Source organism: Pseudomonas pichavaramensis, assembly GCF_050473265.1.
Lineage (GTDB): Bacteria > Pseudomonadota > Gammaproteobacteria > Pseudomonadales > Pseudomonadaceae > Aquipseudomonas.
The window spans coordinates 99,580-113,954 of record NZ_JBJKFJ010000005.1; the positions used below are offsets into that span (position 1 = coordinate 99,580).

Here is a 14,375-nt window from a genome sequence, read left to right on the forward strand (position 1 = left end):
CCTGCAGCCAGGCGTGTTTGCTCAGCCTGAGCTCTTGCGCAAGCGCCGCAGGCCCCAGCCCAGCAGCAGAGCCGCCGCCGTACCCGCCAGCAGCATCGGAACAGGCTGAGCACTGCTCTGGGCGCGCCAGCCGCCGTCGATGCGCCTTTCGCCCGACGGCGGTTGGAACAGATTGCCGGTGGAATGTTGGGTGCGCTGCCCACGCTTGAGAGCACGGCCCACGATCAGCCCTGAGATCTTTGCGAAACCTGGTAGCAGGAAATGACCGAGGCGCAGCAGGGTCGCCGCACTGCCAACGGTTCTGCTGGGCCGTGGGCTCAGTGCCATCTCGACCATGGCTTCGGCAACGCGTTGTGGATCGTAGCGCGGGGGCGGCGGGCTCAGCTCATGGCCGGTGAAGTTGCCACCATCGCGGAAGCCCGGCGTGTCCATCACCGCAGGATAGATGTCGCAGACATGAATGTTCGGCCAGCTTGCCAACTCGCCACGCAGCGCCTCGGTGAGTCCACGCAGGCCGTATTTGGCGGCGGAGTAGGCTGCCGCGTAGGGCTGGGCGACCCAACTGCCGAGTGACAGCGTATTGATCAGCACGCCGGTGGTCTGGTTCTTGAAATACGGCAGCACCACATAGGCACCGCGCAGGTAACCGAGCAGGTCGGTCTGCACCACCTGCTCGTGCGCTGCCAGCGGCGTGTCTTCAAAGCAGCCCACTGCGCCAACACCAGCATTGTTCACCCAGACATCGATACGCCCTTCGCCGAATGCGGCAGCGCGCTCGGCCAGATTTTCCATTGCTTCGTTGCGGGTGACGTCAGTAGGTACAGCCAAAGCGCATGCGCCAAGTTGCTCGCATTCCTCGACCACGCAAGCCAGTGCCGCGTCATCACGTGCGGCGAGCACCAGGCGTGCGCCATGGCGGGCGAACTCGTGGGCGGCGCAGCGGCCGATACCACTCGATGCGCCGGTGATGACCACCAGTGCGTCATTCAGTTGAGTTGTAGCCATCGAACTCTCCTGCAATCATTGGATCGTTATCTGCTGGGCCTGATGCCTGTGCCAACCGCGAGTTGTTCGATTCGGGTTGCAGCGATGGCGAAACGCTTGCCGTTTACCTGATTGATTACCGTCACGCCCGTATCGCCCTGTTGCGGCCCGATACTTTCGATGCGGTAGCCCGGAATGCGTCCGGCCAGCTCACCCAGTCGCATGGCCATCCCCGAAGAGGCCCATCAAGGGCCTCTCTCCGGGGGTACGCCTACTGGCGGCCACCACCGTGGCTGTTCTGGCCTCCTTTGCGTCCTGCTTCAGAAGCCTTCTCGCGATCGTTGGCAAAGTTGCCGCCACTTACCTGACCGCCTTTCTTGCCGGCTTCGGATGCTTTCTCACGATCATTGGCGAAGTTACCCGGATTGTTGTTACCGGTGCTTTTGCTATTGGTCATTTCGGTTCTCCCGATTGCAGAGGCAGGATTGCCTCCGTGAAGCAATGGAGAAAACTGTCGCCGCTTGCGTTCACTCTATTTCCACGCTGCGCTTGCTGGTAGCTGACGAGCGGTGAGCCACTAGCGGGCCAGCTCACAGATTCGCCGATGGCAGTTGCAGCCAGGTGGAGAACAGCCCCAGTACGGACCAGAAAACAACGAACAGCCAGGGGGAGCGGAGCGAGAACAGCAGTGATTTGTAGGTGCTGTCGCTGCTGGCCTCCTGCTCGCTGAACAGGGGGGAATCGTCATAGGCGTGGCCGAATTCGGGGTCGCTGCGCAGCAATTGCTCCTGCTTGTAGTGCCAGTGCTTGACGATGGTCGCGGAAGCCCTGATGCCAGGCCAGGCATGCAGTGAACTGATCACACCCAGCAGCGCCAGAAGGGCGGGGAAAATCAGGGTGAACACGGCGCCCCAGTGCGGGTTCGAATTGGCCATCGAGGTCGCATAGGCGATGACCAGAAACGACTGCGCCGTCAAATAGGCGTTGGTACGCCCAGCCAGCAGGCTGGTCTCGTACTGAACTTCCCGACGGTAGAAATCCAGTCGTTCTTTCGGCGTGCCGAAGATCAGGGTTTGGGCGTGATCTGCCTGCTGCGCGGCATGCGCTGAGGGCGTAACGATTCGTGAAGTCTTCATCGATCCTGCTCGACTGTCGGTTGTGTTTCGCCGCTCTACGAGCCGTAGCTAACGACTGAGGGTTAGACTGCGGGCGGTCCAGTCATTCAGTGTTTTTGTCGTGCTCCTGGTGGCAGGGCCAATTGCCGGTCGTTCTTGGCTCAAGCCAGGAAACGCGTTGGGTTTGATGCGAGGCTCTATGACCCTAATGCCCAGAAGTGGCGTGGAGGTCTATCGGTGCGCGGTTGGTGAGGTAGGCGGTTGCTGCCAAGCTTTCTTTGCGCGGCTGAAGAGACAGGCATTAAGCCTTGGCCACTCGGGAAGTAGACGAGGCACTGCAAGCGACGATTCGCTGAGTCACGCGTTGGCGAGTCGCGCACAAATCCGCGGTGCAGCCGCGTACAGGCAAGAATAGTGAGAAAGCCCGTTCATGCGCTCGAGGCGCGCCTTCTGCGCCATGCGTTCGGCCAGATACGTCGACATGGCGAAAGGTGACCAGTTGTCCTGCGTGCCATGCCATAGGCAGACGCTTGCCGCACCGTCGAAGACCTCGGTTGACCAAGGTTGCAGGTAATGATGGATGTCCCGCATGTAGCCGGCCGTCCCATGGGCGAAGCCGTTTCGCAACACGCGGCAAATGAGTGCTCTGAACGCCGGGTCTTTCACCAGCGCCCGGTCTCCGCTGCAGGCGCTGGCGAATAGGGCGCCAAACAGCAGCCGAGGTGCGCGCCTAGCCAGTAGCGCTTGCCACCTTGCAAGCCAGTGGAACAGAGTTGGGTTAAGCGTGGCCAGCGAGAACACCGCCTTGCCGGCCATGCCATCGAGAAAGTTACCGGCGTCGAGAGGGGCGGCAGCCGAAATCAAATGTAGGCAGCGAACCTGGCCCGGCATCAGAGCGCTGACTTCCAGGGCGGCATGAGCGCCCAGGGAAAAACCGATAAAGTCTGCCGGGGCGCCTTGAAGCGTCTTGTCGATCAAGTGTGCGATGTGCTGGTAGTAGTCGGCACCGCCAAGCGACGGGGCGATGGCAAAACGATCGAAGCTCAGAATACGCAGCCCCTGCATCCGGGCCGGTGCATCGAAGATGGCGCTCTCGAGTGGCGAGCCTGGCACGCCATGGAAGTAGATCACGGGGTGCCCCGCAGAGCAGCCGTACTGGGTGAATTCCATGTCTGATTCTGATTGACCTGATGTCTCGGTCTTTTATCACCGCCTTGCTGAATATGCGCTAGGGCGAACTGCCGCATTGCCTTCCAGGTTCGAACGCCTGCGTGAATCTCGCGTGCCTCACTCCGGCAATCTGACCTTCTTCTTCGCTCCAAACAGATTCCAGCTGGCCACGAACAGTGCGGCCACCAGAGGGCCGATCACGAAACCGTTCAGCCCCAGCAGAGCCAGGCCGCCGAGAGTGGAGACGAGAATCAGGTAGTCCGGCAGGCGGGTGTCCTTGCCAACCAGGATGGGGCGCAGGATGTTGTCCACCAGGCCGATCACCAGCACGCCGAAGGCGGTTAGGATGACGCCCTGCCAAGGGTTGTCACTGAGCATCAGATAGACCGCGACCGGTGCCCAGACGATGCCGGCACCAGCTGCTGGCAGTAGCGACAGGAATGCCATCAGCACCCCCCACAGCAGCGGGCTGTGGATGCCCAGCGCCCAGAAGATGAAGCCACCGAGCGCGCCTTGCACGACGGCAACCACCACGTTGCCCTTGACCGTGGCGCGCACCACGCGGGTGAACTTGATCTGCAGGCGGCGTTTGGTGCTGTCGGCCAGCGGGATGGCGTTGCGAATGTTGCGCACCAGATCCTGGCCGTCGCGCAGCAGGAAGAACAGCAGGTACAGCATCACGCCGAAACTGATGAAGAACTCGAACGTGCCCTGGCCGATGGCGAATACCTTGGTGGCCAGGTATTGGCTGCCGGCGGTGGCGCTGCTGGAGATCTGCTCACGCAGACCGTCGAGGTTAGCGAGGCCGAAACGGTGCAACTGCTCCTGCATGGGCACTGGCAGTGCCCGTACCGTACTGGTCACGTAGGCGCCAAAGTCCAGCTCGCCGGACTCCAGCTGTTCATAGAGGCTGGTGCCCTCGGCAACCACCGCCGAGGTGATGAAGATGACCGGCAGAATCGCTACCAGCAGGCAAATGGTCAGTGTCAGCAGGGCGGCGAGGTTGCGGCTGCCGTTGATACGCTGGTTGAGACGCTCCTGCAGGGGGGCGAACACCACGGCCAGGACCATTGCCCAGAACACCGCGCCGTAGAACGGCAGGAGTATCCAGAAGAAGGCAATCGTCACCAGAACGAGCAGGAGGATGAAGGCTTTCTGTTCGAAGGTCGGGTTTCGCATATCGGTTTCGCCGGGAAGGGACATGCCAGTTAGTCCCCCGATGCTCTGGCAAAGTGCCCACAAAGTTGGAGTGGGGTTTTAGTCAGGCGGCCAAGGGGGATTGACAGCTCTGGGATACTGGAAGGCATGAGCACGGGCATTCGACGGAGACACGGCATGCGTGACGAGGAAATCAAGGCGCTGTTCGATCAGCAGGCGGCGGGCTACGACAAGCAATGGGCGGGGATGTCGCCGATTCGTGAGGCGCTGTATCTGCTGCTCGATGCGCTGTTCATCGATCTGCCGGCCAACGCGCGGATACTGTGCGTGGGTACTGGTACGGGCGTGGAAATCGCCCATCTGGCCGAGCGCTTTCCGGGCTGGCGCTTCACCGCGCTCGATCCGTCCGGGGCGATGCTCGAGGTGTGCCGTCAGCGCGCGGAGCATGGAGGTTTTGCCGAGCGTTGCGACTTTCACGAGGGCTATCTGGATACACTGGCGCCTGGGACGGCCTACGACGGCGCTACCTGTTTTCTGGTGTCGCAGTTCTTGCTCGAACCGGCCCTGCGTACGGCATTCTTCGCTCAGATCGCGCAGCGCCTGAAGCCTGGCGGGCTGCTGGCCAGTGTCGACCTGGCAGCGGATATCCAGTCGCCGGCCTACGAGGTATTGCTGCCTGGCTGGATGACGCTGATGTCAGCGGCCGGGGTCGATGCGCAGATGCTGGAGCGCGCGCGGGCAGCCTACGCCCGCGACGTGGCAGTGCTACCGGCGCCGCAGGTGGCTGACATCATTCAGGCCGCCGGTTTCGAGGCGCCGGTGCCGTTCTTCCAGGCCGGGCTGATGCATGGCTGGGTCAGTCGGCGCGCAGCCGATGCCTGAGTGGCGCTACTCGTGACGCGTGCTGCGGTCGCGGTCGCCTGGGTAGTGCCGGTCGAAGGGCAAGGGCGGTAGCCAGGTTTCGCGGCGGACGGTCCAGAGTTCGTAGGTGGGGGTGAAGCGGTTCGGTTCGTCCAGCGAGCCGACGTTCACTTCGATCTCATCCCCCGAGCGGGCGAATACCGGCGAGCCGCAGCGCGGGCAGAAGTGGCGGCCGGCGTACTGGCCGGTTTCGCCCTCTACCTTCACCGCGTCCTGCGGGAATATCGCCGAAGTGTGGAAGAGGGCACCGTGGTGCTTGCGGCAATCCATGCAGTGGCAAACGCCAACCCGATAAGGCTGGCCGCTGGTTTCGAAACGCACCTGGCCGCAGAGGCAGCCGCCAGTGAGGTGGTGCATGGTGAGTTCTCCTGTTTCCTGTGCAGGGATAGAGAACATAGCAGGGGCGTGCTTGTATCGCGGCCCGCGACCCAGTGAGCGACAGCCGTCGTTGTGGCGGACGGTTCGCTGGCGCTCCGCTACGTCCTGTGGGGTGCTGGTGTCATCTGGCGACATTGCCGCTATGTCGTCCATGATTTCGTCTGTCGCACTGCTAGGCTCTGTACGAAAAGTACCTGCGCTCGGTGATGCTTCGTTAAAAATCGGTTCGGAATGCTCATTTACAGCTCGTAAACTCCGCTTCCTCACCGATTTTTGCCTCGCCTGACCTTCGCTCGGAGACTTTTCGTACAGACCCTAGGCTTGGCTGGTGTGGCAAGACAGACTTTCTCAGCACAGGGACGGGTGATGAAACTCTTTTATTTTCTTCTGGCTTTAGCCATCGCTTGGCTACCCGGTTGCAGCCGTAGTGTCAGCGAACGTGTGATTTATGAGGGCGGCAACTGGTGGTCGATTCGGCAAGTACACGAGCCGCATCCGGCCGGCGGCGTGAGCGTCTATTACCGCGTGTATCACCGCGGCAAGCTGGTCATTTTGGCCCCACCGCTTGTTGAGCGGGAAACCAGTTCGGTGCTGTCGGTCGCGCACTTCAATCCGGGCGAGTCTCTTTACCCGGAGCTGATCGTATTGGTGGGCGATCGCTTCACGGATGAGCGTGGCTGTAACAATTCGAGATTCCGCGCCTTTCGCATGATTAGCCATCTCGACCGGGCGGAAATCGTGCCCGTCGCCATCCCCTGATGCTCATCGCAAGCCGTTGGTCTTGGCATGTATCATTTGCCCTTGTCGCCTGTTTTCAGGCTGAGCGCTGCTTTGTTTCGATGGCCTGACTCGCCACTGTGCGGTGGTATGTTGGCCCGCTGAAGCGCTGTTTCCCGTATTCCGGGCTGTCCGAGATCGGCAGGCCCGGCCATCTGCGAGTGATGACACGATGATCGAGGTAACTGAAGTTTCCATTGCCGAACTGCGCGCCGCACTGGAGTCCGGGCGCACCACGGCGGTCGAACTGGTCAAGGCTTACCTGGCGCGTATGGATGCCTACGATGGCCCGGATACGCCGAGCAAACTCAATGCCGTGGTGGTGCGTAACCCTGAGGCATTGACGGAAGCCGCGGCCTCCGATGCACGTCGTGCCCGCGGTGAGGCGCTGGGCCCGCTCGATGGCATTCCCTACACCGCCAAGGACAGCTACCTGGTCAAGGGCCTGACTGCTGCGTCCGGCAGCCCGGCGTTCAAGGACCTGGTGGCGCAGCGTGATGCCTTCACTGTCGAGCGCCTGCGCGCGGCCGGCGCCATCTGCCTGGGCAAAACCAATATGCCGCCGATGGCCAACGGCGGTATGCAGCGCGGCGTCTATGGCCGCGCCGAAAGCCCGTACAACGCCGCTTACCTGACTGCGCCGTTCGCCTCGGGCTCGTCTAACGGCGCCGGTACGGCCACGGCTGCCAGCTTCGCCGCCTTCGGTCTGGCCGAGGAAACCTGGTCCAGCGGGCGCGGTCCGGCGTCCAACAACGGCCTGTGCGCCTACACGCCGTCGCGAGGGGTGATCTCGGTGCGCGGCAACTGGCCGCTGACGCCGACCATGGACGTGGTGGTGCCCTATGCGCGGACCATGGCCGATCTGCTCGAAGTGCTCGACGTGGTGGTGGCCGACGATGCCGACAAGCGTGGCGACCTGTGGCGCTTACAGCCCTGGGTGCCGATTCCCAAGGCCTCCGAGGTGCGTCCGGAGTCCTATCTGGCGCTGGCGGCCAAGGCTGAAGCGCTGGCTGGCAAGCGTCTGGGCGTGCCGAAAATGTTTATCAACAAGGACGAGCTGGCCGGTACCAGCGAGAGTCCGGGCATCGGTGGGCCGACCGGTCAGCGCATTCACACCCGGCCGACGGTGATCGCTCTGTGGGAGGCCGCGCGCCAGGCGCTGGAGGCAGCCGGCGCCGAGGTGGTGGAGGTGGACTTCCCCCTGGTGTCGAACTGCGAAGGCGACCGCCCTGGCGCGCCGACCGTATTCAATCGCGGCATCGTCACGCCGGAGTTCCTACATGACGAGCTGTGGGAGCTTTCCGGCTGGGCGTTCGACGACTTTCTGCGCGCCAATGGCGACCCCAAGCTCAATCGTCTGGCCGATGTCGACGGCCCGCAGATCTTCCCGCATGACCCGGGCACCTTGCCGAACCGCGAGGGTGATCTGGCGGCCGGCATGGAGGAATACGTCAACATGGCCAAGCGCGGCATCAAAGCCTGGGACCAGATCGCCACGCTGCCCGATGGTCTGCGCGGTCTGGAACATACGCGCAAGATCGATCTGGAAGACTGGATGACGCAGCAGGGCCTGGATGCGGTGCTGTTCCCCACCGTGGCCGATGTCGGCCCGGCGGATGCTGATGTCAATCCGGCGTCCGCCGATATCGCCTGGAGCAACGGCGTGTGGGTGGCCAACGGCAACCTGGCGATTCGTCACCTGGGCGTGCCGACCGTGACCGTGCCAATGGGCGTGATGGCCGATATCAGCATGCCGGTTGGCCTGACCTTCGCCGGCCGCGCCTACGACGACTCGGCGCTGTTGCAACTGGCGGCGGCTTACGAGGCCACTGGCAGCAAACGCCTGGTGCCGCCGCGTACACCGCCGCTGGGTTGAGCGGGCGCGGGGCTGGTTTGCGCCGTGATAAAAGCTCGCCGCTAAAGCGCCTTCCACACCCAGCGCCGCACACCACCCCGCAGCCCGGATGCAATCCGGGGCCGCGCTCGGCCACGCCAGCCATTGTGGGAGGGGCTTCAGCCGCGATCAGGGCCTGGTCCGACAGCATCGCGGCTGAAGCGGAGATGCCGCCCAGTCGCTCCGTATTGGTGGTTTTTTGTCAGATGTAGTTGGCGAAATGATCTGGGCGAGCACGACCCGTGGGATTGCCCCGGATTGCATCCGGGCTACGTTGCGGTGTAGCCGGAGGTAATCCGGGGAGCGGGCTGGCTCGGGCTTGCTTATTGACGCAAATCCACCGCCGGCTCGCCCTGGCCATCGAACAGCTGCGCCGGCTGACTGGGCAGGATACTGGGGCGACCGCTGTTCGAGCCGCCATTACCGAGAATGCGGATGTCGCTGTATTTCTTGCCCGACAGCGCAGCCAGGCCGGCACCGTCGCGGACCACGGTGGGGCGCAGGAAGACCATCAGGTTGCGTTTGATGTGCGACTCGCGGGTGGAGCGGAACAGGCCGCCCAGCAGAGGAATGTCGCCCAGCAGCGGCACCTTGGACACGGCCTCGGTAACGTCGTCCTGAATCAATCCACCGAGCACGATCACCTGGCCGTCATCGGCGAGGATGGTGCTCTTGATCGAGCGTTTGTTGGTCACCAGATCCACCGCCTGGGCATTGAGGCCGGTGCTCGGCGCGATGGATGAGATTTCCTGTTCGATCTCCAGGCGCAGCGTGGCGCCGTCGTTGATATGTGGGGTGACCTTGAGCGTGACGCCGATGTCCTTGCGCTCGATGGTGGTAAAGGGATTGCCGGCACCTGAGGCGTCGGTGGTGTAGGAGCCGGTCTGGAAGGGCACGTTCTGCCCGACGAGAATCTCGGCCTTCTGGTTGTCCAGGGTCAGCAGGCTCGGTGTCGACAGCAGGTTGCTCTTGCTGTTGGCCGACAGCGCGGTGATCAGTGCGCCAAAGCGGTCGCTGCCGACGCCGATGATGGCGCCGTCGGGCAGGGTGGTGTTATCGGGTATCTCGCCGTCCTGCAGGATCTGCAGCACGGTGCCGACGGACAGGCCGGTGCCGGCGAAATTGACGCCGCCCAGGCCACCCCGGCCGCCACGAGCATCCACCGCCCATTGCACGCCCACGGCATCGGTAATGTCGCCGGAGACTTCGACGATGGCCGCTTCGACCATTACCTGTGCACGCGGAACATCCAACTGACGGACGATATCTTCGAGGGTCGCGACCTGATCCGGATCGGCCAGCAACACCAAGGCATTGAGGCTCTCGTCGGCGCGGATCAGGATGTTCGACTGCCTGCCGCTGGTGGCGCTGCCGTCCTGATCGTTGAGGCCTTCGGAGATTTCACCGAGGGTTTCGGCCAGCGACTTGGCGTCGTTGTGCCGTAGGCGAATCACGCGCATGTTGGCCGAGCGGCTGGTGGGCGTGTCCAACGAGCGGGCCAGGTCGGCCAGCCTTGCGCGGGCATCCGGCGGGCCGAGAAGCAGCAGGCGATTGGTGCGCGCATCAGCCACCACCTGGGTGGCGCCGGTACCCTTGGTTTGGCCACGGGCGATGGCCGTGTTGAGCACTTCGGCGGCGTCCATCACCCAGGCGTGTTGCAGGGTGACCACGCTGAAGTCCTTCGCGCCACTCTGGTCGAGCTGGTGCATCAGCTCTTCGATACGCGCGATATTGGCGCTGCGATCACTGATGATCAGCGCATTGGTCGAGGTGACGGCGGCCAGGTGACCATATTGCGGCACCAGCGGGCGAATCAGTGGGATCAGCTCGGCCACCGGCGCGTGCTGTACCTGGATCAGGCGGGTTTCCAGGCGGTCCGGTGCCGGCCGGCCCGAGTCGGCTTCGGCCTTGGCCTCGGCGTTGGGGACGATGCGCGCCTGGTCGCCCTGGGTCAGCACGCTGAAACCGTGAGTGGCCATCACCGAGAGAAACAGCTGGTACACCTCGGCCAGGCCCAGCGGCGTGCTGGACACCACATTGACCTGGCCCTTGACGCGCGGATCGACGACGAAGGTTTGTCCGCTGATGGCGGCGACCTGATCGATAAACTCGCGGATATCTGCACCCTTGAGATTGATGGTCCAGCTTTCTTCCTGCTGGTTGGTGCTGTTTGGCGTCTGCTCGATCTGTGCGAGCGACGGCATGGGGGCAGCGGCCAGGCTGGCGGCAAGCAGGGCGAGTGTCACTCGGCTTCGGAGAACAGGCATCGGTTCAGTCGCTTTCCATGGGCTGATCGGAGGGCGTTTCTTCAGATGGAGTGCCGCTGGCCTCCATCTCTTCGCGCAGCATCTGCATGCGCTGGCGCAGTTGTTCGAGGTTGTCCTGGTCGAGGCGTTCCAATTGCTGCACCGGGTCTTGCGCAGCGGCTTCGGCTGGCGGCGTGTAGCTGTATTGTTCGCTCTGATGACGGGGGAAGGCGAGGCTCTCACGGCGACCATTGCGCAGCAGCTCGATACGGTCAGCATGGATGGCGTCCACACGCACGCCATCGCTCACTTCCATACCGACTGTGTAACGTTGAGCACTTTCTCCCTGGCGCTGGATCAGCGCGCTGGAGCGCTGCGGGTCGCTGTGTACGAAGCTGCCGAGCAGAGTCAGTTGCAGATCGGTGGCTGGCGCAGGGCCGCTGTCGGCCTGGCGCGGGGTACCGAACAGTTGGGCGATGGGCGCCTGCGCGCGCTGTTGCAAGCTGGCGGTGGGCTGGCTGGAAGCCTGTGGCACGGGGCTACGTACCAGGCGTAGCAGATCTGCGCTCTGCCAGACCAGGCTGACGCTCAGGGCGATCAGCACGAGCATGCCGATCAGGCTCGGGGCATTGGCCTTGAGCCTTTGGGAGAGGGCTGAAATGGACAAAAACATTACTCCGCAAACGACGTTCTAGTTCTTCTTATGGGCGGGCGTCGCGCGCTGATCATAGCAGCCTGCGCGCTGTTGGCATCCCCAGGGGCGGGTGGGTGTGCAGTTTCAGGCAATGTGTTAAAGATAACTCGATAACTATCAAGAAAACCGTCCCGGCGATGGCCCATTGAGGGCGAGCAGTCAGGTTAGTCTGTAATGACTGGGATCAGGTTCTGTTCTAAGGCTATGCATGAACGCTTCGCTGTTCGAAACTCCGCTGCGCCGGTTGCCCTTCAGCTTTGCCAAGCGTCATGGCGTGGTAATCGTCATGCATGATGGGCATGCCCGCCTGGGTTACCGCGCCGATTGTGATTTGGTGGTGCTGGCCGAGGCGCAACGCTTTGCCGGGCGCAGCCTGCCGTTGCAGGCGATGAGCGCCAGTGAGTTCGCCCAGGCGTTGGGCGCGGCTTATCAGCATGATTCGGCCTCCATGCAGTTGGCCGAAGATATCGGCGGCAGCCTCGATCTGGCCTCGCTGGCCGAGCAGGTACCGGAGACCGAAGACCTGCTGGAGCAGGAAGACGACGCGCCGATCATCCGTCTGATCAACGCCATTCTCGGTGAGGCGATCAAGGAAAACGCTTCCGACATTCACCTGGAAACCTTCGAGAAACGCCTGGTGGTGCGCTTTCGCGTGGACGGCATTCTGCGTGAGGTGCTCGAACCCAAACGCGAGCTGGCGACACTGCTGGTCTCAAGGGTCAAGGTCATGGCGCGCCTGGATATCGCCGAGAAGCGCGTGCCGCAGGATGGGCGCATCTCGCTCAAGGTGGGCGGACGCGAGGTGGATATTCGCGTGTCCACGTTGCCTTCGGCCAACGGCGAGCGGGTGGTGCTGCGTTTGCTCGACAAGCAGGCCGGGCGTTTGTCGCTGCAGCATCTGGGCATGCGCAGCGAGGATCGCGCGCTGATGGAAGACACCGTGCGCAAGCCGCACGGCATTCTGCTGGTCACCGGGCCCACCGGTTCGGGCAAGACCACCACGCTGTACGCCAGCCTGGTCAGCCTCAACGACCACACGCGCAACATTCTCACCGTCGAGGACCCCATCGAGTATCACCTCGAGGGCATCGGCCAGACCCAGGTCAACGCCAAGGTGGACATGACCTTTGCCCGTGGCCTGCGCGCCATCCTGCGGCAAGACCCGGACGTGGTGATGGTCGGTGAGATCCGCGACAAGGAAACCGCCGAGATCGCCGTACAGGCCTCGCTGACCGGCCACCTGGTGCTCTCGACCCTGCACACCAACAGTGCCATCGGCGCCATTACCCGCTTGGTCGACATGGGCGTGGAGCCCTTTCTGCTGTCGTCGTCCTTGCTCGGTGTGCTGGCGCAGCGACTGGTGCGGGTGCTGTGTCCGGCGTGCAAGGAACCTTACAGCGCCGATGCGGCCGAATGCGCGCTGCTCGGTGTGCCGGCCCGCCCAGCGCCGACGCTGTATCACGCGCGCGGCTGCGCCCACTGTCATCAGCAGGGCTACCGTGGGCGTACCGGTATCTACGAGCTGGTGGTGTTCGACGAAACCATGCGCAGCCTGGTGCACAGTCGCGCCGCCGAGCAGGAGATGACCCGTCACGCCCGCTCGCTGGGGCCGAGCATCCGCGATGATGGCCGGCGCAAGGTGCTGGAAGGGGTTACCACGGTCGAGGAAGTGCTGCGCGTGACGCGAGAAGAATGATGGCGATTGGGATGTTGGCAATGGCTCTTGCAGGCGCGGCTGGGGGGAATTGCGCTTTAGCCGCGAGGCTTTACATATCGCGGCTAAAGCCGCTCCTACGGGGACAACTGGAGCGCTTTGCCGATGGCGGCCTTTGAATACATTGCCCTGGATGGCCGCGGCCGCCAGCACAAAGGTGTGCTGGAAGCCGACAGCGCCCGTCAGGTGCGCCAGCTGCTGCGTGAGCGCCAGCTGGCGCCGCTGGAGGTCAAGACCACGCGCAGCCGTGAGGCTGGTTCTGGCCAGGCGCGGCTGGGCTTCGTGCGCGGTTTGTCGGCGCGCGACCTGGCCCTGGTCACGCGGCAACTGGCGACGCTGATCCAGGCGGCGCTGCCGATCGAAGAAGCGCTGCGCGCCGCGGCGGCGCAAGCCACCCATGCGCGTATTCAGGGCATGCTGCTGGCCGTGCGTGCGCGGGTGCTGGAAGGTCATAGCCTGGCCGGCAGCCTCAAGGAATTTCCTGCCGCCTTTCCCGAGTTGTACCGCGCCACGGTGGCGGCCGGTGAGCATGCCGGGCACCTGGGGCCGGTGCTGGAACAACTGGCTGACTACACCGAGCAGCGCCAGCAGTCGCGGCAGAAGGTGCAGCTGGCCTTGCTCTATCCGCTGATTCTGATGTGCGCATCGCTGCTGATCGTCGGTTTTCTGCTCGGTTACGTGGTGCCGGACGTGGTCAAGGTGTTCGTCGACTCTGGGCAAACCCTGCCAGCGTTGACGCGCGGGCTGATCACCTTGAGTGACTGGGTCAAGACCTGGGGGCTGCTGGCGCTAGTGGCCTTGGTGCTGGCCGTCATCGCCTTGCGCGCGGCGCTGCGCGACGAGGCGTTTCGCCTGCGTTGGCACCGCTTTCTGTTACGCATTCCCTTGCTCGGTCGGCTCGGCCGCGCCACCGACTGTGCGCGTTTCGCCTCCACTCTCGCCATTCTCACCCACAGTGGCGTGCCCTTGGTGGAGGCGCTGGCGATTGCCGGTGAGGTGATCGGCAATCGGGTGATTCGCGCCGAGGTACTGGTGGCGGCGCAGAAGGTGCGCGAGGGCGGCAGCCTGACCCGCTCGCTGGAGGCCACGGGGCAGTTTCCGCCGATGATGTTGCACATGATCGCCAGCGGTGAACGCTCTGGCGAGCTGGATCAGATGCTGGCACGCACGGCGAAGAACCAGGAGAGTGACCTCAGCGCGCAGATCGCCTTGCTGGTCGGGTTATTCGAGCCATTCATGCTGGTTTTCATGGGCGCAGTGGTGCTGGTGATCGTGCTGGCCATCCTGCTGCCGATTCTTTCTTTGAACCAAATGGTGGGGTAAC

The 14,375-nt window shown here is 63.4% G+C and carries 14 protein-coding genes; 5 read left to right on the forward strand and 9 right to left on the reverse strand.

The genetic code is table 11. From position 1 onward, the window contains the following. Nucleotides 1-21 precede the first annotated feature (21 nt). The 6 genes from ACJRW5_RS09945 to ACJRW5_RS09970 all read right to left on the reverse strand — a co-directional run bounded on the left by ACJRW5_RS09945 (nt 22) and on the right by ACJRW5_RS09970 (nt 4,448). Nucleotides 22-1,005 carry an SDR family oxidoreductase gene (locus ACJRW5_RS09945; RefSeq protein ID WP_484570358.1) on the reverse strand — a complete coding sequence of 328 codons (984 nt, stop codon included), beginning with the start codon at nt 1,003-1,005 and terminating at the stop codon, nt 22-24. Nucleotides 1,006-1,031: 26 nt separating this feature from the next. Further along, on the reverse strand, nt 1,032-1,208 hold the full coding sequence (locus ACJRW5_RS09950) for a hypothetical protein (RefSeq protein WP_484570359.1): 177 nt from the start codon (nt 1,206-1,208) through the stop codon (nt 1,032-1,034). 47 nt (nt 1,209-1,255) lie between these two features. Further along, nucleotides 1,256-1,441: a con-10 family general stress protein gene (locus ACJRW5_RS09955; RefSeq protein ID WP_484570360.1), complete on the reverse strand. Its 186-nt coding sequence runs from the start codon at nt 1,439-1,441 to the stop codon at nt 1,256-1,258. A 133-nt stretch (nt 1,442-1,574) separates the two neighbouring features. Then, nucleotides 1,575-2,120 carry a hypothetical protein gene (locus ACJRW5_RS09960; RefSeq protein WP_484570361.1) on the reverse strand — a complete coding sequence of 182 codons (546 nt, stop codon included), beginning with the start codon at nt 2,118-2,120 and terminating at the stop codon, nt 1,575-1,577. 336 nt (nt 2,121-2,456) lie between these two features. Continuing rightward, nucleotides 2,457-3,269: an alpha/beta fold hydrolase gene (locus tag ACJRW5_RS09965; protein WP_484570362.1), complete on the reverse strand. Its 813-nt coding sequence runs from the start codon at nt 3,267-3,269 to the stop codon at nt 2,457-2,459. A 117-nt stretch (nt 3,270-3,386) separates the two neighbouring features. Next, nucleotides 3,387-4,448, reverse strand: a complete 1,062-nt coding sequence (locus ACJRW5_RS09970) for an AI-2E family transporter (RefSeq protein ID WP_484570582.1) — start codon at nt 4,446-4,448, stop codon at nt 3,387-3,389. A 156-nt stretch (nt 4,449-4,604) separates the two neighbouring features. Between ACJRW5_RS09970 and ACJRW5_RS09975 the strand changes: the two genes are divergently transcribed. Then, on the forward strand, nt 4,605-5,309 hold the full coding sequence (locus ACJRW5_RS09975) for a class I SAM-dependent methyltransferase (RefSeq protein WP_484570363.1): 705 nt from the start codon (nt 4,605-4,607) through the stop codon (nt 5,307-5,309). 6 nt (nt 5,310-5,315) lie between these two features. Here the strand turns inward: ACJRW5_RS09975 and ACJRW5_RS09980 are convergent, their stop codons facing one another. Beyond that, nucleotides 5,316-5,705, reverse strand: coding sequence for a GFA family protein (locus tag ACJRW5_RS09980; RefSeq protein ID WP_484570364.1), 390 nt, complete (start codon nt 5,703-5,705; stop codon nt 5,316-5,318). A gap of 387 nt (nt 5,706-6,092) precedes the next feature. Here ACJRW5_RS09980 and ACJRW5_RS09985 point away from each other — a divergent pair, with 387 nt between their 5' ends. Together ACJRW5_RS09985 and ACJRW5_RS09990 are read left to right on the forward strand one after the other, a co-directional pair. Continuing rightward, nucleotides 6,093-6,485 (forward strand): hypothetical protein, encoded by a 393-nt coding sequence (locus tag ACJRW5_RS09985; protein ID WP_484570365.1) that lies wholly within the window; start codon nt 6,093-6,095, stop codon nt 6,483-6,485. A 190-nt stretch (nt 6,486-6,675) separates the two neighbouring features. Further along, on the forward strand, nt 6,676-8,379 hold the full coding sequence (locus ACJRW5_RS09990) for an amidase (RefSeq protein WP_484570366.1): 1,704 nt from the start codon (nt 6,676-6,678) through the stop codon (nt 8,377-8,379). 341 nt (nt 8,380-8,720) lie between these two features. Here the strand turns inward: ACJRW5_RS09990 and gspD are convergent, their stop codons facing one another. Both gspD and ACJRW5_RS10000 read right to left on the reverse strand, forming a co-directional pair. Next, on the reverse strand, nt 8,721-10,664 hold the full coding sequence (gene gspD, locus ACJRW5_RS09995; RefSeq protein WP_484570367.1) for a type II secretion system secretin GspD: 1,944 nt from the start codon (nt 10,662-10,664) through the stop codon (nt 8,721-8,723). A 4-nt stretch (nt 10,665-10,668) separates the two neighbouring features. Continuing rightward, entirely contained in the window at nt 10,669-11,316 is a 648-nt protein-coding gene (locus ACJRW5_RS10000) for a type II secretion system protein N (protein ID WP_484570368.1), read from the reverse strand. A 229-nt stretch (nt 11,317-11,545) separates the two neighbouring features. On the opposite strand from ACJRW5_RS10000, the gene gspE reads away from it, so the two are divergent. Together gspE and xcpS are read left to right on the forward strand one after the other, a co-directional pair. Beyond that, on the forward strand, nt 11,546-13,033 hold the full coding sequence (gene gspE / locus ACJRW5_RS10005) for a type II secretion system ATPase GspE (protein WP_484570369.1): 1,488 nt from the start codon (nt 11,546-11,548) through the stop codon (nt 13,031-13,033). Nucleotides 13,034-13,156: 123 nt separating this feature from the next. Continuing rightward, nucleotides 13,157-14,374: a GspF family T2SS innner membrane protein variant XcpS gene (xcpS, locus tag ACJRW5_RS10010; protein ID WP_484570370.1), complete on the forward strand. Its 1,218-nt coding sequence runs from the start codon at nt 13,157-13,159 to the stop codon at nt 14,372-14,374. Nucleotide 14,375: the final 1 nt, after the last annotated feature.

Coding starts and splice junctions, on each gene's coding strand:
- ACJRW5_RS09945 (WP_484570358.1), bottom strand. CDS start 1,005: ATGGCTACAACTCAACTGAATGACGCACTGGTGGTCATCACCGGCGCA.
- ACJRW5_RS09950 (WP_484570359.1), bottom strand. CDS start 1,208: ATGCGACTGGGTGAGCTGGCCGGACGCATTCCGGGCTACCGCATCGAA.
- ACJRW5_RS09955 (WP_484570360.1), bottom strand. CDS start 1,441: ATGACCAATAGCAAAAGCACCGGTAACAACAATCCGGGTAACTTCGCC.
- ACJRW5_RS09960 (WP_484570361.1), bottom strand. CDS start 2,120: ATGAAGACTTCACGAATCGTTACGCCCTCAGCGCATGCCGCGCAGCAG.
- ACJRW5_RS09965 (WP_484570362.1), bottom strand. CDS start 3,269: ATGGAATTCACCCAGTACGGCTGCTCTGCGGGGCACCCCGTGATCTAC.
- ACJRW5_RS09970 (WP_484570582.1), bottom strand. CDS start 4,448: ATGCGAAACCCGACCTTCGAACAGAAAGCCTTCATCCTCCTGCTCGTT.
- ACJRW5_RS09975 (WP_484570363.1), top strand. CDS start 4,605: ATGCGTGACGAGGAAATCAAGGCGCTGTTCGATCAGCAGGCGGCGGGC.
- ACJRW5_RS09980 (WP_484570364.1), bottom strand. CDS start 5,705: ATGCACCACCTCACTGGCGGCTGCCTCTGCGGCCAGGTGCGTTTCGAA.
- ACJRW5_RS09985 (WP_484570365.1), top strand. CDS start 6,093: ATGAAACTCTTTTATTTTCTTCTGGCTTTAGCCATCGCTTGGCTACCC.
- ACJRW5_RS09990 (WP_484570366.1), top strand. CDS start 6,676: ATGATCGAGGTAACTGAAGTTTCCATTGCCGAACTGCGCGCCGCACTG.
- gspD (WP_484570367.1), bottom strand. CDS start 10,664: ATGCCTGTTCTCCGAAGCCGAGTGACACTCGCCCTGCTTGCCGCCAGC.
- ACJRW5_RS10000 (WP_484570368.1), bottom strand. CDS start 11,316: ATGTTTTTGTCCATTTCAGCCCTCTCCCAAAGGCTCAAGGCCAATGCC.
- gspE (WP_484570369.1), top strand. CDS start 11,546: ATGAACGCTTCGCTGTTCGAAACTCCGCTGCGCCGGTTGCCCTTCAGC.
- xcpS (WP_484570370.1), top strand. CDS start 13,157: ATGGCGGCCTTTGAATACATTGCCCTGGATGGCCGCGGCCGCCAGCAC.